This window comes from Pseudomonas sp. 273 (assembly GCF_029201425.1).
Lineage (GTDB): Bacteria > Pseudomonadota > Gammaproteobacteria > Pseudomonadales > Pseudomonadaceae > Pseudomonas > Pseudomonas delhiensis.
Genome location: NZ_CP116775.1, coordinates 5,598,174 through 5,618,223 on the forward strand (window position 1 = coordinate 5,598,174; position 20,050 = coordinate 5,618,223).

Genomic DNA, 20,050 nt, shown 5'->3' on the forward strand with positions numbered 1-20,050 from the left:
GGGCATAAGCTCGGTGTAACGGCGGATAACCGCGAACGGTTATACGCCCTACGCCGAGGGTGGGCTAGGCGTAGGGCGCATAACGCCTATGGCGTTATCCGCCGTTTGACCTCGATCCCGGGCGCGCTTCGAACTCGGTCACGGAGCGCCTCTTTCCGGGCACTCCGAGTTCGACTGCGACACCGGGCATAAGCTCGGTGTAACGGCGGATAACCGCGAACGGTTATACGCCCTACGAACTTGCCGGCTGACGCTGCGATTCGGGGGTTGAGCAGCTCAGATCCACCCACCCCACTGCAGGATGAACAGCCCAAGGTTGGTGGTCAGCGCCGCCGCCAGGGTGGTGATGACGATGATCGAGGCCGCCAGTTCGGCGTTGCCCTGGGCGGCGCGGGCCATCACGTAGCTGGCCGCCGCCGTGGGGCTGGCGAAGTAGAGGAACAGCACGCCCAGTTCGGCGCCGCGGAAGCCGCACAGCCAGGCGGCGACGGTGCACAGCGCGGGCAGCCAGACCATTTTCATCAGGCTGGCGCTCAGGGCCAGGCTGCCGCTGCTGCGCAGGGCCGGCAGCGACAGGGTGCCGCCGATGCAGACCAGCGCCAGGGGCAGGGTCATCTGGGCGAAGTAGTCGCCGGAGGTGAGCACCCAGGCGGGCAGCTGGATGCCCCACCAGGCGAACGGGAAGGCCGCCAGCACGCCGAGGATCAGCGGGTTGAGCAGCACCTGGCGGGCGATGCTCAGCGGGTCGGACTTGAGCACCGGGCTGTAGATCGCCAGGACCACCGTGGCCAGCGTGTTGTAGCAGAGGATCACCAGGGCCGCGAGCACCGAGCCCAGGGCCAGGCCGTGCTCGCCGTAGAGGCTGGTGGCCAGGGCCAGGCCGACGATGCCGTTGTTGCCGCGGAAGGCGCCCTGCACGTAGACGCCGCGTTCCTCGCGCGGCACCCGCCAGAGCGCCCAGCCCCAGGCGAGGAGGAAGCCGCCGAGGGTCGCCAGGCAGAAGAACGTCAGCACCGCCGGGCTGGCCGCGCGGTGCAGGTCGGAATGGTAGATGCCGAGGAACAGCATCACCGGCATGGTGGCGTTGAACACCAGGGCCGAGGCGGTCTGGATGAAGCCCTGGTCGATCCAGCCGACGCGCCGGAGCAACACACCGATGAACAGCATGGAGAACACCGGCGCGGTGATGCCGAGTGTCTGGAACAGCAGTGCGAGCATGGAGGGGAAGCGCCGGCGGAAAAACTGCGGCGATCATAGCAAGGGGCACTGCTTCGCGTGCTAACGATTTGCCTCAGGCGGGCTCCGCTTCCTCGGCGCCCGCCCGCGGGCGCTCGGGCGCCGGCAGCTCCAGCGGGCGCTGCTCGTCCAGGCGGGTGAGCTTGCCGTCGACGCTGGCGCCGTTCTCCATGCTCAGCTGGCGGTAGTGGATGTTGCCGATGACGCGGGCGTTGGAATGCAGCTCCAGCAGGTGCTCGACGTACAGGTCGCCGACGATGGTGCCGTCGATGAGCGCGTCGTAGCTGCTCACGCAGCCCTCGATCCGCCCTTCCGCGCCCAGGGCCAGCAGGCTCTGGGTGCCCGGCTTGTGGCGCACGTTGCCCTGGATGCGCCCCTGGACCTTCAGGCCCTCCTCGAACTCCAGGTCGCCCACCAGCGCCAGGTTGCCCGACAGCAGGCTGGAAAACCTGTCCACCGCCACCTGCGGCCCCTTCTTCTTGCTGCTGAACATGTTCGTCCTCCTGCGGATCACTTGGCGGGTTTCTGCTGGCGGTAGAACGCCAGGTCGGTCTTGAGCTTCTTGAGTTCCCCGGACATCTGCTCGATGCGCCGCTCCAGCTGCTCGCGCGTGGCCTGCGCCTCGTCGGCCAGCAGGCGCTGGCGCTGCAGGTCGGCGGCCAGCGCGGCGTTGCCGGCCTGCAGCTCATCGATGCGCTGCTGCACCCCGTCCTGCTGTGCGCTGCGCCAGAAATGCAGCGCGGCGAAGGCCACGGCCAGCGCCAGCGCGGCCCAGAGCAGCGGCCGGTAGCTGCGCGCCACCTGCGCCCGCGGCTGGTGCTCGGCGCGCAGCAGCTCGCGGGTGGTCGAGGGCCTAGTCCTGGGCCAGCGCATCGAGGGCCTTCTCCATGTCGCCCAGGGAGAGGAAGTGCTGCGGGTCGACGAACTCGCCGCGGTAGAGCACTTCGAAATGCAGGTGCGAGCCGGTGGAACGGCCCGTGGAACCCATGGCGGCGATGCGCTGGCCGGGCATCACCACCTCGCCGACGCGCACGTGGAGTTTCGACAGGTGCGCGTAGCGGGTGAGCAGGCCGTTGCCATGGTCGATCTCCACGCGGATGCCGTAGGAGCTGAAAGGCCCGGCCGCGACCACCCGGCCGCCGGCGGCGGCCTGGATCTCGGTGCCGCTGGGCGCGGCGAAGTCGAGCCCGGAGTGGAAGGCCAGGCGGCGGTTGAACGGGTCCACCCGGTTGCCGAAGGCCGAGCCCAGGCGCGCCTTGTCCACCGGGCGATGGGTGGGGATGGCGAGGAAGTCGGCGTTGCGCCGCGACACCGCGTCCAGCAGCAGGTCGAGCTGGCGGCGCAGGCAGCGGGCGGCCGCGGTGCCCTGCTGCACGTCGACCAGCGGCGCGGCCTGGCACGGCCGCGGCGGCAGCAGCAGGCCGCCCTCCCCGTCCTCATGCGGCGCCGCGGCGTCGCCGGGCACCAGGGCGGGGTCGATGCGCGCCAGCTTGCGGGCGATTTCCTCGTGGCCATCGACCACCTTGAGCAGGTAGGCGGCGTCCTTCTCCAGCACCTGCAGGCGCCCGGCCAGCTCGCCCAGGCGCGCCACGGCGAAGCGCTGTTCCGGGGTTTCGCCCGGGGCGGCCTCGGCCACGGCGGCGGCGGGCGCCATCGCGCGGCCGAACCAGAGGCCGGCGGCGAAGGCCAGGGCGCCGAGCAGCAGGGCGAGGCCGGCGGCGGCCAGCAGCCAGCGACGCAGGTTGACCAGGCGCAGCGGCTCGCGGGTCAGCGCCTGCCAGGAAGGCAAGAGAACGTGCATTGGGGTACCCAGGCGACGAAACAGGAGAACCTTTTAGAGGAAAGTCGCCGAGGGTACCGGGTAGCAGGCCCGTTAGGCTGGCCTGATGAGCGAATCTGCCAACTGTTTATGAATTTTCCTACCCCGCCCGTGCAAGCCGTTGGCAAGATGTTTCACCACGGCGCCCCGGGCGGGGCAGGCCTCAGGCCGGCAGCACCGCCTCGACCTCGCGCAGGTGGCGATCCTCCAGGCGCAGCTGGCGGTCGTGGAAGCGCTTGAGGTCGGCGCGGTGGCCGACGCTGACCAGGGTCACGCCGGGCAGTTGCTCCAGCAGGGTCTGGTAGAGCGCGGCCTCGTCGTTGTCGTCCAGCGCCGAGGTGGCTTCGTCGAGGAACAGCCAGGCCGGCGCGTAGAGCAGCGCGCGGGCGATGGCCAGGCGCTGCTGCTCGCCCGGCGAGAGCAGGCGCTGCCAGTGCTGGGCTTCGTCCAGGCGTTCGCCCAGGTGCTCCAGGCGGCATTGCCGCAGCACCTCGCGCAGGCGCTCGGGGCCGTGCCGGCCGGGCGCCTCGGGGTAGCTCAGGGCCTCGGCCAGGCTGCCGATCGGCAGGTAGGGCTTCTGCGGCAGGAACAGCGTGCGCGCCGCCGGCATCAGCACCTGCCCGGCGCCGAAGCGCCAGAGCCCGCTCATGGCCCGCAGCAGGGTGCTCTTGCCGGCGCCCGAGGGACCGCTGACGAGAACGTGTTCGCCAGCCCGCAGGATGAGGCTGGTGGGCTCCAGCAGCACGCTGCCGTCGGCCAGGCGCAGGCTCAGGTGGTCGAGCTGCAGGTTGTCGCCGGCGGCCCGCACCGCGATACCCTCGTGCTCGCCGACCACCTCGTCCATGGCATTGCGGAAGCTCAGCAGACGGTCGCAGGTGGCGCGCCAGGTGGCCAGGCTGGCGTAGGCGTCGATGAACCAGCTCAGGCCGTCCTGGACGTTGCCGAAGGCGGAGTTGATCTGCATGAGCTCGCCGAGCTGGATCTTGCCGGCGAAGTAGCGCGGCGCGGCCACCACGATGGGGAAGATGATGGCGATCTGGGCGTAGCCGGAGCTGAAGAAGGTCAGGCGCTTCTGCACCTTCATCAGTTCCCAGAAGTTGCCCCAGACGTTGCGGAAGCGCGTCATCAGGCGTTCGTTCTCGCTGCCTTCGCCGTTGTACAGGGCGATGCTCTCGGCGTTCTCGCGGATGCGCACCAGGCCGAAGCGCAGGTCGGCCTCGTAGCGCTGCTGCTGGTTGTTCAGGCCGATCAGGCGGCGGGCGATCAGGTGCGTCAGCCAGCTGCCGACCAGGGCATAGAGCAGCGCGGCCCAGAACATATAGCCGGGGATGGAGACGCCGAACAGCTCGATGCTGCCGGACACGCCCCAGAGGATCACCGAGAAGGACACCAGGCTGACCAGGTTGCGGATCAGCCCCAGGCCCAGGCTCAGGGTGGTGTCGGTGAAGCTGTTGAGGTCCTCGGACAGGCGCTGGTCGGGGTTGTCGGTGTAGCCGCGCTGTTCCAGGCGGTAGTAGTTCTTGTCGGAAAGCCAGGCGGCGAAGTGCTTCTCGGTGAGCCAGCGGCGCCAGCGGATGGTCAGCATCTGCGTCAGGTACAGCCGGTACACGGCGACCAGGATGGCCACCGCGGCGATGCCGCAGAAGTACAGGATCAGGCGGACGAAGGCGTCCAGGTCCTTGTTCTGCAGGGCGTTGTAGAAGTCGCGGTACCAGGTGTTGACCCACACCGAGACACCGACGCCGACCAGCGACAGCGCGATCACCACGACCAGCAGCAGCCAGGCCATGCCCTTCTCTTCGCTGCGCCAGTACGGCGCCGTCAGTTTCCACACCTGGGAGAAGAATCGCTCGCGAACGGCATCGTTCGCGGCACGGTACTCGGCGCTTTCAGTCATCGGGTCGGGCTCAGCACGGGCACAAAAAAAAGAGCGCCCAGTTGGCGCTCCCTGTCTAGAACCTGTCTACGATCTGCTGCGCGTCGGCATAACCGCGTTAAAAACAGGCGAGTGATGCTCATTTAGCGGACTAAACTGCGCTCCCTCGCCTGTTTTCGCCTTGTTCTGCGCTAGCTCGCGAGATCGTAGATACAGCTTCTTATGAATTCCTTAACGCCTCACCGGGCGCTTCTGCAGCTTACGCTGCAACGTCCGCCGATGCATCCCCAGGGCGCGGGCGGTGGCGGAAATATTGCCGTCGTGCTCGGCCAATACGCGCTGGATGTGCTCCCACTGCAGGCGGTCCACCGACATGGGGTTTTCCGGCACCAGGCTGTCCAGGTCGGCATGCTGCGAGAGCAGCGCGGTCAGCACGTCGTCGGCGTCGGCCGGCTTGCACAGGTAGTTGGTGGCGCCGCGCTTGATGGCCTCCACCGCGGTGGCGATGCTGGAGTAGCCGGTGAGGATCACCACGCGCATCTCCGCGTCCAGCTCCAGCAGCTTGGGCAGCAGCACCAGGCCGGAGTCGCCGTCCATCTTCAGGTCCAGCACGGCATAGTCGGGCAGGTCCTCCTTGGCCAGCGCCAGGCCTTCCTCGGCGGAGCCGGCGACCGACACGCGCAGGCCGCGGCGGCTCATGGCGCGCGCCATCACGCGGGTGAAGGTGGCGTCGTCGTCCACCAGCAGCAGGTGGGGTTGCTCTTCGCCTTCGAACAGGTTCTCTTCGCTCATGGGTACTTCCTCGCGCGTGGGTTCACACCACACCGTAACTGCGCGGCAGGCGCAGCTCGGTAAGCGTGCCGCCGTCTTCGTGGTTGTACAACTTCACCGTGCCGCCGGCGCGGGTGACGCTGGCCTGGCTGAGGAACAGGCCGAGGCCGAAGCCCTTGCCCTTGGTGGTGAAGAAGGGTTTGCCGAGTTGCTCGGCGATCGCCAGGGGCACGCCGGGGCCGTGGTCGCGGATGCTCAGGCAGATAGTGGAGGCGTCCCAGTCGACGCTGATCTCGAGGTCGTCCGGGCAGGCGTCGGCGGCGTTGTTCAGCAGGTTCAGCAGGGCCTGGGTGAGGTCGGTGGGCGGCGTCAGCCGCGGGGCGCTGCCGGGGCCCAGGTTCAGGTAGCGGTAGGTGGCTTCCGGGCGCATCAGGTGCCAGCGGCGCAGCACCGCCTCCAGCCATTCGTTGGCGCCCTGCTCCTGGATGGCCTGGCGGCGGTCGGCCTCGGCGGCGCGCACCAGTTGCTGCAGGGTGTCCTTGCACAGCTTGACCTGCTCCTGCAGCAGCGCCAGGTCTTCCTGCAGCAGCGGGTCCTTCGGGTGCGCCTGGCGCAGTTCCTTGAGCAGCACGCTCATGGTCGCCAGCGGCGTGCCCAGCTCATGGGCGGCGCCGGCGGCCTGGGTGGCCACGGCCAGCAGCTGCTGGTCGCGCATGCTCTCCTCGCGGCGCTGCGCGACTATCTGCTCCTGGCGGCGCAGCGCCTGGGACATGCGCGCGACGAAGAAGGTGATCAGCCCGGCGGCCAGGGCGAAGCTCAGCCACATGCCGTAGATCAGCAGGTAGTCGCGCTGCACCGGGGCCATGTTCAGCGGGTGGAACCACACCAGCAGCACCGTGTAGGCGGCCAGGGCCAGGCCGGCGAGGACGATGGTGTAGAGCCACGGCAGGGTCGCCGCGGCGATGGTCAGCGGCACCAGGTAATAGGAGACGAAGGGGTTGGACGAGCCGCCGGAGAAGTACAGCAGGGCGCTGTGGATGATCAGGTCGCAGCCCAGCTGCACCGAATACTCCAGCTCGGTCACCGGCCAGGGCCCGCGCAGGCGCAGGGCGGTGGCCAGGCACAGCACCAGGGACACGCCGAGGGTCACTCCCAGGGCCGCCCAGGGCAGCGCGAGCAACTGGGCCTTGTAGGCGATGCCCACCGAACCGGCCTGTGCGGCCAACACGAGAATACGGATGAGCGTCAGGTGCAGCAGGTTCTGCCGGCTGGCGGATAACTGGAAAACCGGTGTGCGCATGGTGAATTCCGGAATTTGCGCGAGTATAGCCAAGCCCCTTCCCCTCTCGGTGCGTCATAGCGACACAGCATACGAGATAAAGGCTATCGCGATTCAACCCCTTTGAACGCCGACCTGCGTCAAAAGGTCTGACGGTCCATGTGCGGGTTCGTCTACCCTGCACCCGGGACTCATTCAGGACCAAGGAGTCGATCATGTCCGCATTTAAGAAAAGCCTCGCCGCCCTGGCCGCGTCCGTCGCCCTGGCCGCCACCAGCTTCGCCGCCCACGCCGACGAGCCGCGCTACAACCTGGTGTCGCTGCACGCCGAGGCCAGCCAGGAAGTGGCCCACGACCAGATGCACGTGACCCTCTTCAACGAGGCCCAGGCCAGCGACCCGGCCAGGCTCGCCGCCGAGACCACCGACGCGCTCAACGCCGCGGTGACCGAGGCGCGCAAGGTCAAGGGGGTGACCGTGAGCCTGGGCAGCCGCAACAGCTACCCGGTGTACGACGACAAGGGGCAGAAGATCACCGCCTGGCGCGAACGCGCCGAGCTGCGCCTGGAAAGCCCGGACTTCGCCGCGCTGTCGCAGCTCACCGCCAGCCTGCTGGGCAAGCTGAAGATGGGCAACATGAGCTTCAGCATCGCCGACGCCACCCGCCAGCAGAACGAAGACAGCCTGATGAAGAACGCCGTGGCCGCGTTCAAGGCCCGCGCCCAGCTGCTGACCGACTCCCTCGGCGGCAAGGGCTACCGCCTGGTCAACCTGAACCTGAACAGCGCCGGCGCGCCGCGGCCGATGCCGGTGATGCGCATGGCGGCGATGAAAGCCGACGCCGGCTACGGCGCGGCGCCGGAGATCGAGGCCGGCACCAGCCAGGTCACGGTGACCGCCGACGGCACCATCGAAGTGCAGATGCCCTGAGCCGCTGGCCCGCCGCCTCGCCCATCCCCCGGCATGGCGGCAGGCTTCTTGCGATATTGCGACATTCCCTTACGACTTCATCACAGCTTCTACACTGTGGCGGGTGTGGCCCTTGCGCCCGGCATGTGCCCTGCATAGTTTCAGGCGACACGCCCCACAAGGGCGTGCCTCGATGACAACCACAACAAACTGAGGTCAGCATGCGCAAGAATGCCGTCATCCGCTCCATGATCGCCGCTGGGTTGATCGCCAGCGCTCCCTTCGCCCACGCCGCCGGCAACCTGGTGTTCTGCTCCGAGGGCAGCCCGGCGGGCTTCGACCCCGGCCAGTACACCACCGGCACCGATTTCGACGCCGCCGCCGAGACCGTGTTCAACCGCCTGACCCAGTTCGAACGCGGCGGCACCCAGGTGATCCCCGGCCTGGCCGAGAAGTGGGACGTATCCGATGACGGCAAGACCTACACCTTCCACCTGCGCCACGGCGTGAAGTTCCACACCACCGACTACTTCAAGCCCAGCCGCGAGTTCAACGCCGACGACGTGCTGTTCACCTTCAACCGCATGCTCGACAAGAACCACCCGTTCCGCAAGGCCTACCCCACCGAGTTCCCCTACTTCACCGACATGGGCATGGACGCCAACATCGCCAAGGTGGAGAAGGTCGACGACTACACCGTGAAGTTCAGCCTCAACGAGGTCGACGCCGCCTTCATCCAGAACCTGGCCATGAGCTTCGCCTCCATCCAGTCCGCCGAGTACGCCGACCAGTTGCTCAAGCGGAACAGGGCCAGCGACATCAACCAGAAGCCGATCGGCACCGGGCCCTTCGTGTTCAGCCGCTACCAGAAGGACGCGATGATCCGCTTCAAGGCCAACAAGGACTACTGGGTGCCCGGCGAGGTGAAGATCGACAACCTGATCTTCGCCATCAACACCGACGCCTCGGTGCGCATGCAGAAGCTCAAGGCCAACGAGTGCCAGATCACCCTGTTCCCGCGCCCGGCGGACCTGGAGTCGCTGAAGAAGGACGCCAACCTGAACATGCCCTCGCAGCCGGGCTTCAACCTCGGCTACATCGCCTACAACGTGCTGCACAAGCCGCTGGACAAGCTGGAAGTGCGCGAGGCGCTGGACATGGCGGTGAACAAGAAGGCCATCATCGACGCCGTCTACCAGGGCGCCGGCCAGCTCGCCGTGAACGGCATGCCGCCGACCCAGTGGTCCTACGACGACAGCATCAAGGACGCCGGCTACAACCCGGAAAAGGCCAAGGAACTGCTGAAGAAGGCCGGCGTGCCCGAAGGCACCGAGATCACCCTGTGGGCCATGCCGGTGCAGCGCCCCTACAACCCCAACGCCAAGCTGATGGCCGAGATGCTCCAGGCCGACTGGGCCAAGGTCGGCATCAAGGCGAAGATCGTCACCTACGAGTGGGGCGAATACATCAAGCGCGCCAAGGCCGGCGAGCACGACGCCATGCTGATCGGCTGGAGCGGCGACAACGGTGACCCGGACAACTGGCTGGGCACCCTGTACAGCTGCGACGCGGTCAACGGCAACAACTTCTCCAAATGGTGCGACCAGCCCTACGACAAGCTGATCAAGGAAGCCAAGCGCACCCCCGACCAGGCCAAGCGCACCGAGCTGTACAAGCAGGCCCAGCACATCCTCAAGGAACAGGTGCCGATCACCCCGATCGCCCACTCCACCGTGTACCAGCCGATGCGCAAGACGGTCGAGGACTTCAAGATCAGCCCCTTCGCGCTCAACTCCTTCTACGGCGTGGGCGTCGGCAAGTAAGGCAGGTGGCCGCCGCGAGGCGGCCGCTACGCCATGCTGCGCTGGCTACAGCCGCACCCTGAGCGACGACCGGGGCGCCCCACGTGGGCGGCCCTGGCGTTGCTGCTCGCCGCCGCGCCGGCGCCGGCGCCGGCCCGGCCCCTGGTGGTGTGCACCGAGGGCAGCCCGGAAGGCTTCGACATCACCCAGTACACCGCCGCCACCACCGCCGACGCCACGGCCGAGACGGTGTACGAACGCCTGGTGCAGTTCGCCCCCGGCAGCACGAAGGTAATCCCTGCGCTGGCACAGAGCTGGGACATCAGCGCCGACGGCCTGGCCTACACCTTCCACCTGCGCCCGGGCGTGAAGTTCCAGCGCACCGACTACTTCACCCCCAGCCGCACCTTCAACGCCGACGACGTGCTCTGGAGCTTCCAGCGCCAGCTCGACCCGGCGCACCCGTGGAACAAGCTGGCCCCGCGCGGCTTCCCCTATGCCCAGTCGATGGGCCTGCCGGGGCTGATCGAGCGCATCGACAAGCTCGACGCGCTGACCGTGCGCTTCACCCTGCGCCACCCCGAGGCGCCCTTCCTCGCCGACCTGGCCATGGGCTTCGCCTCCATCTACTCGGCCGAGTACGCCGACCTGCTGCTGGCGGCCGGCAAGCCCGAGCAACTGAACAACCTGCCCCTGGGCACCGGGCCCTTCGTCTTCCAGCGCTACCAGAAGGACGCCCAGGTGCGCTTCGCCGCCAACCCCGACTACTGGGGCGGCACGCCGAAGATCGAGCGCCTGCTGCTGGCGATCACCCCCGACCCCAGCGTGCGCATCCAGAAGCTGCGCGCCGGCGACTGCCAGGTGGCCGTGTACCCGCGGCCCACGGACATCCCCGAGCTGCGCAGGGACCCACGGCTGAAAGTGGAGGAACTGGACTCGCTGCTGGTCGCCTACGTCGCCATCAACACCCGGCACAAGCCGCTGGACGACGTGCGCGTGCGCCAGGCCATCAACCTCGCCTTCGACCGCGACGCCTACCGCAAGGCGCAGTTCGGCGAGGGCGGCGCCAGCCCGGCGGTGGCGCCCTACCCGCCGACGCTGTGGGGTTCGGACCCGGACCTGAAGGGCTGGCCGCGCGACCTCGAACGGGCCCGCCAGCTGCTGGCCGAGGCCGGCGTGCAACCCGGGCAGAAACTCAGCATCTGGACCCGCCCCGGCGGCGGCCCGACCAACCCCAACCCCGGCATAGGCGCGCAGATGCTGCAGAACGACCTGGGCAGGCTGGGCATCCGCGCCGACATCCGCGTCTACGAATGGGGCGAACTGATCCGCCGCGCCAAGCACGGCGAGCACGACCTGGTGTTCATGGGCTGGGTGGGCGACAACGGCGACCCGGACAACTTCCTCACCCCCAACCTGTCCTGCGCGGCGGCGCAGAGCGGCGAGAACATGGCCGGCTGGTGCAACGCCCAGTTCGACGACCTGCTGCGCCAGGCCCGCGCCACCACCGACCAGGACGCCCGCGCCGCGCTCTACCGCCAGGCCCTGGCGATCTTCCAGCGCGAAGCGCCCTGGATAGCCCTGGCCTACCCCAAGCAGTTCGTGGCGCTGAGCCCACGGGTGAAAGGCTTCACCCTGAGCCCGCTGGGTTCGAACAATTTCACCCATGTCGAGCTGGGGCCGTGAGGCGCGTTCCGTAGGGCGAATCGCGGACGGAGTCCGCTCCTACGGTGGAAGGAATGCCGTGCCACCCGACAACCCGTAGGAGCGGGCCCTGCCCGCGATTTCGCGCGCAGGGCGCGCTCCTACAGGGAAATGGCGTGGGTGGGGTAGCGTAGGAGCGGATCTCATCCGCGAATCGCGCCGAAACCTCCGGCTATCGCGGAAAAGTTCCGCTCCTACGAGGACGAGAAATCCCGTGCCACCCGACAACCTGTAGGAGCGGGCCCTGCCCGCGATTTCGCGCGCAGGGCGCGCTCCTACAGGGTAATGGTGTGGGTGGGGTAGCGTAGGAGCGGATCTCATCCGCGAATCGCGCCGGAACCTCCGGTTATCGCGGAAAAGTTCCGCTCCTACGAAGACGAGAAATCCCGTGCCACCCGACAACCTGTAGGAGCGGGCCCTGCCCGCGATTTCGCGCGCAGGGCGCGCTCCTACAGGGGAATGGTGTGGGTGGGGTAGCGTAGGAGCGGATCTCATCCGCGAATCGCGCCGAAACCTCCGGTTATCGCGGAAAAGTTCCGCTCCTACGAAGACGAGAAATCCCGTGCCACCCGACAACCTGTAGGAGCGGGCCCTGCCCGCGATTTCGCGCGCAGGGCGCGCTCCTACAGGGAAATGGCAACCCCACGCAGCCGGCTACGCCCCCAGGCCGAACGGATCGTCGATGGAATGGCTCGGCCGGGTGAACCAGCGCGGGCCCTCGGCGCTCATGTAGAAGTGGTCTTCCAGGCGGATGCCGAACTCGCCGGGCACGCAGATCATCGGCTCGTTGCTGAAGCACATGCCGGCCTCCAACGGGGTTTCGTCGCCGCGTACCAGGTAGGGGCCTTCGTGGATGTCCAGGCCGATGCCGTGGCCGGTGCGGTGCGGCAGGCCGGGCAGGGCGTAGTCCGGGCCCAGGCCGCCGGCTTCCAGGCAGCGCCTTGCGGCGGCGTCCACCGCCTGGCAGGGGGCGCCCGGCAGGGCGGCGTCGAAGGCGGCCTGCTGGGCGGCCTTCTCCAGGTTCCAGAAGGCGCGCTGGCGGTCGCTGGGGGTACCGAAGACGTAGCTGCGGGTGATGTCCGAGTTGTAGCCGTGCAACTGACAGCCGGTGTCGATCAGCACCATGTCGCCCTCGCGCAGCGGGCGCGGCTCGCGCACGCCGTGGGGGAAGGCGCTGTCCTCGCCGAACAGCACGATGCAGAAGGTCGAGCCGGGCGCGCCGACACGGCGGTGCGCCGCCTCGATGAAGCGCACCACCTCGGTGGCGGTGATGCCTTCGCGGAGGATGCCGGCGGCAGCCTTGTGCACCTCCAGGGTCATGTCCTTGGCGCGCTGCAGCAGCGCCAGCTCGGCGGCCGACTTGCGCTGCCGGCCATGGTCCACGGCAGCGCCGGCATCTACCAGGCGCAGGGCGCCGTCGACTTCGCGCAGGCGCTCGACCATGCCGAACGGCAGGCTCGGGCACAGGCCGAGGCGGGCGTTGGCCGGCACGCCCAGCTCCACCAGCATGTCCAGCAGCAGGCGGTAGGGGCTCTGGTGCTCCTGCCAGGTGTGGATCGCCCCCGGCAGCACCTGGAAGTCGCGCACCGTGCCCTCCTCGAAGGCCGGGGCGAGGTACAGCGGCTCGCCGTCGGCGGGCACCAGCAGGCCGACCAAGCGCTCGCTGGGGTTCCACTTCACCCCGCTGAAATAGCGCAGGTAGCTGCCGGCATCGACGAAGGCCGCGGCCATGCCCTGCTCGCGCAGGCGCGCCTGCAGGCCGGCCACGCGGGCCCGGTATTCGTCCAGCCCGATCGGCTCGACGCCGCCGCTCATGTCATGCAGCCCCGCCAGTGCCTGCTCGGGGGTGCGGCCCCAACGCCCAATGCCATCGCCCAGCTCCCGTGGTGAAAAATGCCGGCTGGATTTAAGCATTACTTAAAATCCGTGCCAAACAAATTTTAAGTCACACTTAAAACCACGAAGAAAGCGCCTACCCCCTGTCAACCTTGCCGACACTCTTCCGCCGCGATTCTTCACCGGTATACTGCCGGCATCCTCCAAGAGCCCAGCCAATGACCGTCGATCGAATCGGAGAGCGCCTGCGTCGTTATCGGCGCGCCGCGAAGAAGACCCTCAACCAGGTGGCCAGCGAATCCGGCCTCACCGCCAGCTTCCTGTCCCAGGCCGAGCGCAACCTCACCGGCGTTTCCATCTCCTCCCTGGCCAGCATCGCCAGGTCCCTGGGGGTGCCGCTCAACGAACTGTTCGACCAGCCGCGGCAAGCGCAGCCGGACACCCACCAGGGCGAGCGCGTGCGCTACGCCATCGAAGGCCAGCCGCTGGGCTACGAGCGCCTGTCCAGCACCTTCCCCGGCAACCAGCTCAACGCGGTGAAGATGAACATGCCGGTCGGCTACCAGTCCGAGCTGATTTCCCACGAAGGCGCGGAATTCGCCTACGTGCTCAGTGGCAACATCGTCTACACCATCGACGGCCGCAACTACCCCCTCGGCCCCGGCGACTCGGTGCACTTCGATGCCGGCAAACCCCACTGCCTGCGCAATGCCGGCGAGGAAACCGCCGAGGTGCTGACCGTCACCACCATGCCGCTGTTCGGCGAGCACCCGGGCACCTGAGTCCTTCCCCCGCCATCAGGATTCGTCTGATTTTTGCAGTGGCACTGAATTTAAGTTGACCTTAATTTCAGCCTGACTTATCTTCGCGTTCGACGTTCGCCGGCCACCCCGGCGGCATCCGGCCATCGCCTCCGGGGGAGCGATGGCGCCCGAGCCGGCGCAGGCCCACAACGCCCAGCGCACGGCTCCCTCAGAAAAAGAACAACGAGGTTAGGCATGCGTATGAAGCGTCGTAACTCCATGCATTCACTGGTTGCCGGCGGCCTGCTGCTGGCCAGCTCGGCGAGCTTCGCCGGCAACACCCTGGTGTACTGCTCCGAAGGCAGCCCGGCCGGCTTCGACCCGGGCCAGTACACCACCGGCACCGACTACGACGCCACGTCGGAAACCCTGTTCAACCGCCTGGTGCAGTTCGAGCGCGGCGGCACCGAGGCCGTGCCGGCCCTGGCCGAAAGCTGGGAGACCAGCGCCGACGGCAAGGCCTGGACCTTCCACCTGCGCCCCGGCGTGAAGTTCCACAGCACCGACTACTTCAAGCCCAGCCGCGCGTTCAACGCCGACGACGTGGTCTTCACCTTCCAGCGCATGCTCGACAGGAACCACCCGTTCCGCAAGGCCTACCCCACCGAGTTCCCCTACTTCACCGACATGGGCCTGGACCGCAACATCGCCAGGGTGGAGAAGCTCGACGAGCACAGCGTCCGGTTCACCCTCAACGAGGTCGACGCCGCCTTCATCCAGAACCTGGCGATGAACTTCGCGGCCATCCAGTCCGCCGAGTACGCCGACCAGCTGCTCAGGCAGAACAGGGCCAGCGACATCAACCAGAAGCCCATCGGCACCGGGCCCTTCGTGCTCAGCCGCTACCAGAAGGACGCGCTGATCCGCTTCAGGGGCAACAAGGACTACTGGAAGCCCGAGGACGTGCGCCTGGACAACCTGATCTTCGCCATCAATACCGACGCCTCGGTGCGCATGCAGAAGCTCAAGGCCGGCGAATGCCAGATCAGCCTCAACCCGCGCCCGGCGGACCTTGAGTCGCTGAAGCGCGACCCGAACCTGAACATGCCCTCGCAGCCGGGCTTCAACCTCGGCTACCTGGCCTACAACGTCACCCACAAGCCGCTGGACCGCGTCGAGGTGCGCCAGGCGCTGGACATGGCGGTGAACAAGCAGGCCATCATCGACGCCATCTACCAGGGCGCCGGCCAGTTGGCGGTGAACGCCATGCCGCCGACGCAGTGGTCCTACGATGAATCGATCAAGGGCCAGGCCTACGATCCGGCCAAGGCCCGCGAACTGCTGAAACAGGCCGGCATCGCCGAGGGCACCGAGATCACCCTCTGGGCCATGCCGGTGCAGCGCCCGTACAACCCCAACGCCAGGCTGATGGCCGAGATGATCCAGGCCGACTGGGCCAAGGTCGGCATCAAGGCCAGGATCGTCAGCTACGAGTGGGGCGAGTACATCAAGCGCGCCCACGCCGGCGAGCACGACGTGGCCCTGTTCGGCTGGACCGGCGACAACGGCGACCCGGACAACTGGCTGGGCACCCTCTACGGCTGCGACGCGGTCAACGGCAACAACGTCTCCAAGTGGTGCGACCCGGCCTACGACAAGCTGGTGAAGCAGGCCAAGGCGACCACCGACCACGCCCAGCGCGTCGCCCTCTACCAGCAGGCCCAGCAACTGCTGGCGCAGCAGCTGCCGATCAGCCCCATCGCCCACTCCACCGTGTACCAGCCCATGCGCAAGTCGGTGCAGGGCTTCCTCATCAGCCCCTTCGGGCGCAACTCGTTCTACGGCGTGAGCAACCAGCCCTAGCCGCAGCCCGCGGCCCCACCGCGGGCAGGCCAGCCCGGCACAGACCGGGCGGCCCTTCGTTTCGCCACTGCCTCACTCCCAGCGCGCCAGCCCCGGCAGGCGCGGCGGGATGCGTTTGCCGTTTCGAACAACAACGAAGAAGAAAGAAGGAGCAACCCCATGCAGTGTCCCTACATCAAACCCACCGTACTGGGCCTGGCGATCGGCGCCGGGCTGCTCGGCCAGGCCTGGGCCGCCGAGGACGATTCGGACAAGGGCCAGGCCGGCGCCAGCGGCTTCGTCGAAGGCCAGAAGCTGACCCTGAGCACGCGCAACTTCTTCTCCCGCGAGCAGATGCACGACAGCTTCGGCTTCCGCATCCCCAAGGAGGGCGGTTCGGAGTTCACCCACAGCCGCCGCGCCTGGGTCCAGGGCACCATCCTCCAGTACAGCTCCGGCTACACCCAGGGCACCGTCGGCTTCGGCCTGGACCTGGCCGGCTTCAACGCCATCAACCTGGAGCGCGGCAAGGGCGTGATCGGCGGCGGCGGCAACCGCACCCTGGCCCACAGCGACGGCGAGGCGGTGGACGAGTGGTCGAAGATGGGCATCGCCAACCTGCGCCTGCGGGTCTCCAACACCGAGCTCAAGGCCGGGCGCTTCCAGGTCGAGACGCCGGTGTTCAACAGCATCGACAACCGCGCCCTGCCGTCGAGCTTCAACGGCGTCGGCCTGCTCAGCGAGGAACTGGCCGGCCTCTCGCTGCAGGGCGGCAGCTTCACCCGCGCCAGCCCGCGCACCGGGGCGGGCGACGAGGACCTCACCACCGAGTACGGCACGCGCCAGGTCAAGGGCGACCGCTACAGTTACCTCGGCGGCACCTACAAGGTCGCCGACAACCTCTCGGTGACGGCCTACGGCGGGCACTTCGAGGACGTCTGGAACCAGTACTACCTCGGCTTCTCCCACGACCTGGGCGATGCCCAGAGCCTGGCCCTGAACACCAGTTTCAACCTCTACAGCACCCGCGACACCGGCAACCGCGAGGCCGGCTACATCGACAACGACACCTGGAGCCTGGCCTTCACCCTCAGCCGCGGCGCCCACTCGCTGATGCTCGGCTGGCAGCAGGTCGACGGCAACGAGTACTTCGACTACGTGCACGAAACCTCGGCCATCTACCTGGCCAACTCGCTGCTGTCGGACTACAACGGGCCCAACGAGAAATCCGTGCAACTGCGCTACGGCACCGACTTCGCGCCCTACGGCGTGCCCGGCCTGAGCACCGCGGTGTGGTACGCCAAGGGCTGGGACATCGACGGCACCCACTACGACGGGGACCGCAACGGCGCCTACGGCAACTACGCTGAAGTCCGTGGCCAGGACGGCGAGAAGCACCACGAACTGGGCCTGATGGGCACCTACGTGATCCAGGACGGCCCGCTCAAGCGCAGCAGGTTCCGCCTGATGTACATGAAGCACCTGGCCAGCCAGAACCAGGTCGACGGCAGCGTCGACGAAGTCCGCCTGGTCAGCACCTTCCCCTTCGATCTGCTGTAGGAGAACCTGCATGCCCGTCCCGCGCTACCTGCCCCTGCTCCTGGCCCTTGGCGCCGGCCCCGCGCTGGCGCAGAACCTGGTGGTCTGCACCGAGGCCAGCCCGGAAGGCTTCGACATCGTCCAGTACACCGGCGCGGTCACCGCCGACGCCGCCGCCGAGACGGTGTTCAGCCGCCTGGTGGCGTTCCGCCCGGGCACCACCGAGGTAGTGCCGGCACTGGCGCAAAGCTGGGAGGTCAGCCCCGACGGGCTGACCTACAGCTTCCACCTGCGCCCGGGGGTGAAGTTCCACAGCACCGAGTACTTCAAGCCCAGCCGCACCCTGAACGCCGACGACGTGCTCTGGAGCTTCCGCCGCGCCCTGGACCCGCAACACCCCTGGCACGCCTCGGCGCCGCGCGGCTACCCCTACTTCGAAGCCATGGGCATGGGCGAGCTGATCAAGTCGGTGGACAAGCTCGACGAGTTGACCGTGCGCTTCACCCTCAACCACCCGGAGGCGCCCTTCCTCGCCGACATGGCCATGGGCTTCGCCTCCATCTACTCGGCCGAATACGGCGACCAGCTGCTCAAGGCCGGCAAGCCGGAGCAGCTCAATACCCAGCCCATCGGCACCGGGCCCTTCGTCTTCAGCCGCTACGCCCGCGACGCCCAGGTGCGCTACAAGGCCAACCCGGACTACTTCGGCGGCAAGCCGGCGATCGACAACCTGGTGTTCGCCATCACCCTGGACCCCAACGTGCGCATGCAGAAGCTGCGCCGCGGCGAGTGCCAGGTGGCGCTCTACCCCAAGCCCGCCGACGTGCCGCAGTTGCAGAAGGAGGCGGGCCTGGAGGTGGACAGCACCGACGCCCTGCTGACCACCTACGTGGCCCTCAACACCCAGCACAAGCCGCTGGACGACGTGCGCGTGCGCCAGGCCATCAACCTGGCCATCGACAAGCCGGCCCTGCTCGCCGCGGTGTTCGGCCCCGGCGCCGCGACCCCGGCCATCAACCCCTATCCGTCCACCCTGCTGGGCTACAACGAGGCACTGCAGGACTGGCCGCACGACCCCGAGCGCGCCCGGGCCCTGCTCGAGGAAGCCGGGGTGGACGGCCTGAAGCTGACGCTGTTCATCCGCAACGGCAGCTCGCCGACCATCCCCAACCCGGCGCTGGCGGCACAGATGATGCAGGCGGACCTGGCCAAGGTCGGCATCGCCTTGCAGATCCGTTCGCTGGAATGGGGCGAGCTGCTCAAGCGCTCCAAGGCCGGCGAGCACGACCTCTCGCTGCTCGGCTGGGCCGGCGACAACGGCGACCCGGACAACTTCCTCAGCCCGAACCTCAGCTGCGCGGCGGCGAAGTCCGGGGAAAACCAGGCGCGCTGGTGCGATGCGGCCTTCGAATCACTGATCCAGCAGGCCCGGCGCACCGACGAGCGGTCGAAACGGCAGGAACTTTATGAAAAGGCGACAAAGATATTCCACGAACAGGCCCCCTGGATTCCCCTGGCGCATCCTAAGCTGTTCAATGTGCGCCGCAGCAACATCGAGGGCTACACCATCAGCCCGCTGAGCAATAACAACTTCGCCGAAACCCGGGTGAAGTGACAAGAAAAAGCGGCGCCCGCCCTACCCCTGCGGGCAGCCGCGCGATGAGGAGTGCTCCACCACCATGCTGAGTTTCATCGCACGCCGCTTCGGCCTGCTCATCCCCACTTTCTTCGGCGTCACGCTGCTGACCTTCGCGCTGATCCGCATGATCCCCGGCGACCCGGTCGAGGTGATGATGGGCGAGCGCCGCGTCGACCCGCAGATGCACGCCGAGGCCATGCACCGCCTGGGCCTGGACAAGCCGCTGTACCAGCAGTACCTGGACTACATCGGCAACCTCGCCCAGGGCAACCTCGGCGAATCCCTGGTCACCCGCGACAGCGTCTGGCACGAGTTCCTCACGCTGTTCCCGGCGACCCTGGAGCTGGCCATCGCGGCCATGCTGTTCGCCGGCACCTTCGGCCTGCTGGCCGGGGTGATCGCGGCGCTCAAGCGCGGCTCGATCTTCGACCACGGGGTGATGACCATCTCCCTGGCCGGCTACTCGATGCCGATCTTCTGGTGGGGCCTGATCCTCATCATGCTGTTCTCCGTGACCCTCGGCTGGACGCCGGTGTCCGGGCGCCTGGACCTGCTCTACGACATTGAGCCTGTGACCGGCTTCATGCTCATCGACACCCTGCTCTCCGACGAGCAGGGCGCCTTCCTCGACGCCCTGCACCACCTGGTGCTGCCGGCCATCGTGCTGGGCACCATCCCGCTGGCGGTGATCGCCCGCATGACCCGCTCGGCCATGCTCGAGGTGCTGCGCGAGGACTACGTGCGCACCGCCCGCGCCAAGGGCCTGTCGCCGGCCCGGGTGGTGTTCGTGCACGCCCTGCGCAACGCCATGATCCCGGTGCTCACCGTGTTCGGCCTGCAGGTCGGCGCGCTGCTGGCCGGCGCCGTGCTGACCGAGACCATCTTCTCCTGGCCGGGCATCGGCAAGTGGCTGATCGACGCCATCAGCCGCCGCGACTACCCGGTGGTGCAGAACGGCATCCTGCTGGTCGCCACCCTGGTGATCCTGGTCAACTTCACCGTGGACATCCTCTACGGCCTGGTCAACCCGCGCATTCGCCACCAACGCTGAGGAGC

The 20,050-nt window shown here is 67.8% G+C and carries 16 protein-coding genes; 8 read left to right on the top strand and 8 right to left on the bottom strand.

Features of this window, described 5'->3' with window-relative positions:
• Positions 1 to 276: 276 nt before the first annotated feature.
• The 7 genes from PKO50_RS25555 to PKO50_RS25585 all read right to left on the bottom strand — a co-directional run bounded on the left by PKO50_RS25555 (position 277) and on the right by PKO50_RS25585 (position 7,002).
• A complete protein-coding gene (locus PKO50_RS25555) occupies positions 277 to 1,218 on the bottom strand; it encodes an AEC family transporter (RefSeq protein ID WP_275627600.1) in 942 nt (313 codons plus the stop codon).
• A 73-nt stretch (positions 1,219 to 1,291) separates the two neighbouring features.
• The gene (locus PKO50_RS25560) at positions 1,292 to 1,729 is read right to left on the bottom strand and encodes a polymer-forming cytoskeletal protein (protein WP_275627601.1); all 438 of its coding nucleotides are present in this window, start codon (positions 1,727 to 1,729) and stop codon (positions 1,292 to 1,294) included.
• Between the two features lie 17 nt (positions 1,730 to 1,746).
• A complete protein-coding gene (locus PKO50_RS25565) occupies positions 1,747 to 2,109 on the bottom strand; it encodes a hypothetical protein (RefSeq protein WP_275627602.1) in 363 nt (120 codons plus the stop codon).
• Positions 2,090 to 3,037, bottom strand: coding sequence for a M23 family metallopeptidase (locus PKO50_RS25570; RefSeq protein WP_275627603.1), 948 nt, complete (start codon positions 3,035 to 3,037; stop codon positions 2,090 to 2,092). Before PKO50_RS25570 ends, PKO50_RS25565 begins: the two co-directional genes overlap by 20 nt.
• A 181-nt stretch (positions 3,038 to 3,218) precedes the next feature.
• Positions 3,219 to 4,952: an ABC transporter ATP-binding protein/permease gene (locus PKO50_RS25575; RefSeq protein WP_275627604.1), complete on the bottom strand. Its 1,734-nt coding sequence runs from the start codon at positions 4,950 to 4,952 to the stop codon at positions 3,219 to 3,221.
• A gap of 210 nt (positions 4,953 to 5,162) precedes the next feature.
• A complete protein-coding gene (locus tag PKO50_RS25580; protein WP_009617747.1) occupies positions 5,163 to 5,723 on the bottom strand; it encodes a response regulator transcription factor in 561 nt (186 codons plus the stop codon).
• Positions 5,724 to 5,745: 22 nt separating this feature from the next.
• A complete protein-coding gene (locus tag PKO50_RS25585) occupies positions 5,746 to 7,002 on the bottom strand; it encodes an ATP-binding protein (protein ID WP_109932871.1) in 1,257 nt (418 codons plus the stop codon).
• A 194-nt stretch (positions 7,003 to 7,196) separates the two neighbouring features.
• On the opposite strand from PKO50_RS25585, the gene PKO50_RS25590 reads away from it, so the two are divergent.
• The 3 genes from PKO50_RS25590 (at position 7,197) to PKO50_RS25600 (ending at position 11,377) form a co-directional block, all read left to right on the top strand.
• Positions 7,197 to 7,910 (top strand): SIMPL domain-containing protein, encoded by a 714-nt coding sequence (locus PKO50_RS25590; RefSeq protein WP_275627605.1) that lies wholly within the window; start codon positions 7,197 to 7,199, stop codon positions 7,908 to 7,910.
• Between the two features lie 200 nt (positions 7,911 to 8,110).
• Positions 8,111 to 9,712 carry an ABC transporter substrate-binding protein gene (locus PKO50_RS25595; protein WP_109932867.1) on the top strand — a complete coding sequence of 534 codons (1,602 nt, stop codon included), beginning with the start codon at positions 8,111 to 8,113 and terminating at the stop codon, positions 9,710 to 9,712.
• Positions 9,713 to 9,745: 33 nt separating this feature from the next.
• Positions 9,746 to 11,377: an ABC transporter substrate-binding protein gene (locus PKO50_RS25600; RefSeq protein ID WP_275627606.1), complete on the top strand. Its 1,632-nt coding sequence runs from the start codon at positions 9,746 to 9,748 to the stop codon at positions 11,375 to 11,377.
• Between the two features lie 672 nt (positions 11,378 to 12,049).
• Here the strand turns inward: PKO50_RS25600 and PKO50_RS25605 are convergent.
• A complete protein-coding gene (locus PKO50_RS25605) occupies positions 12,050 to 13,273 on the bottom strand; it encodes a Xaa-Pro peptidase family protein (protein ID WP_275630530.1) in 1,224 nt (407 codons plus the stop codon).
• A 176-nt stretch (positions 13,274 to 13,449) separates the two neighbouring features.
• Here PKO50_RS25605 and PKO50_RS25610 point away from each other — a divergent pair, with 176 nt between their 5' ends.
• From PKO50_RS25610 to PKO50_RS25630, 5 genes are all read left to right on the top strand, one after another.
• Entirely contained in the window at positions 13,450 to 14,013 is a 564-nt protein-coding gene (locus PKO50_RS25610; protein ID WP_109932860.1) for an XRE family transcriptional regulator, read from the top strand.
• 222 nt (positions 14,014 to 14,235) lie between these two features.
• Positions 14,236 to 15,837 carry an ABC transporter substrate-binding protein gene (locus tag PKO50_RS25615; protein WP_275630531.1) on the top strand — a complete coding sequence of 534 codons (1,602 nt, stop codon included), beginning with the start codon at positions 14,236 to 14,238 and terminating at the stop codon, positions 15,835 to 15,837.
• A gap of 159 nt (positions 15,838 to 15,996) precedes the next feature.
• The gene (locus PKO50_RS25620; protein ID WP_275627607.1) at positions 15,997 to 17,376 is read left to right on the top strand and encodes an OprD family porin; all 1,380 of its coding nucleotides are present in this window, start codon (positions 15,997 to 15,999) and stop codon (positions 17,374 to 17,376) included.
• A 10-nt stretch (positions 17,377 to 17,386) separates the two neighbouring features.
• On the top strand, positions 17,387 to 18,970 hold the full coding sequence (locus PKO50_RS25625) for an ABC transporter substrate-binding protein (protein ID WP_275627608.1): 1,584 nt from the start codon (positions 17,387 to 17,389) through the stop codon (positions 18,968 to 18,970).
• Between the two features lie 64 nt (positions 18,971 to 19,034).
• Positions 19,035 to 20,045 (top strand): ABC transporter permease subunit, encoded by a 1,011-nt coding sequence (locus tag PKO50_RS25630; protein WP_275627609.1) that lies wholly within the window; start codon positions 19,035 to 19,037, stop codon positions 20,043 to 20,045.
• The last annotated feature ends 5 nt before the right edge of the window (positions 20,046 to 20,050 follow it).

What these genes read in the sequence shown, in the direction of transcription:
- PKO50_RS25555 (WP_275627600.1), bottom strand. Translation starts at nt 1,218, where the DNA reads ATGCTCGCACTGCTGTTCCAGACACTCGGCATCACCGCGCCGGTGTTC.
- PKO50_RS25560 (WP_275627601.1), bottom strand. Translation starts at nt 1,729, where the DNA reads ATGTTCAGCAGCAAGAAGAAGGGGCCGCAGGTGGCGGTGGACAGGTTT.
- PKO50_RS25565 (WP_275627602.1), bottom strand. Translation starts at nt 2,109, where the DNA reads ATGCGCTGGCCCAGGACTAGGCCCTCGACCACCCGCGAGCTGCTGCGC.
- PKO50_RS25570 (WP_275627603.1), bottom strand. Translation starts at nt 3,037, where the DNA reads ATGCACGTTCTCTTGCCTTCCTGGCAGGCGCTGACCCGCGAGCCGCTG.
- PKO50_RS25575 (WP_275627604.1), bottom strand. Translation starts at nt 4,952, where the DNA reads ATGACTGAAAGCGCCGAGTACCGTGCCGCGAACGATGCCGTTCGCGAG.
- PKO50_RS25580 (WP_009617747.1), bottom strand. Translation starts at nt 5,723, where the DNA reads ATGAGCGAAGAGAACCTGTTCGAAGGCGAAGAGCAACCCCACCTGCTG.
- PKO50_RS25585 (WP_109932871.1), bottom strand. Translation starts at nt 7,002, where the DNA reads ATGCGCACACCGGTTTTCCAGTTATCCGCCAGCCGGCAGAACCTGCTG.
- PKO50_RS25590 (WP_275627605.1), top strand. Translation starts at nt 7,197, where the DNA reads ATGTCCGCATTTAAGAAAAGCCTCGCCGCCCTGGCCGCGTCCGTCGCC.
- PKO50_RS25595 (WP_109932867.1), top strand. Translation starts at nt 8,111, where the DNA reads ATGCGCAAGAATGCCGTCATCCGCTCCATGATCGCCGCTGGGTTGATC.
- PKO50_RS25600 (WP_275627606.1), top strand. Translation starts at nt 9,746, where the DNA reads ATGCTGCGCTGGCTACAGCCGCACCCTGAGCGACGACCGGGGCGCCCC.
- PKO50_RS25610 (WP_109932860.1), top strand. Translation starts at nt 13,450, where the DNA reads ATGACCGTCGATCGAATCGGAGAGCGCCTGCGTCGTTATCGGCGCGCC.
- PKO50_RS25615 (WP_275630531.1), top strand. Translation starts at nt 14,236, where the DNA reads ATGAAGCGTCGTAACTCCATGCATTCACTGGTTGCCGGCGGCCTGCTG.
- PKO50_RS25620 (WP_275627607.1), top strand. Translation starts at nt 15,997, where the DNA reads ATGCAGTGTCCCTACATCAAACCCACCGTACTGGGCCTGGCGATCGGC.
- PKO50_RS25625 (WP_275627608.1), top strand. Translation starts at nt 17,387, where the DNA reads ATGCCCGTCCCGCGCTACCTGCCCCTGCTCCTGGCCCTTGGCGCCGGC.
- PKO50_RS25630 (WP_275627609.1), top strand. Translation starts at nt 19,035, where the DNA reads ATGCTGAGTTTCATCGCACGCCGCTTCGGCCTGCTCATCCCCACTTTC.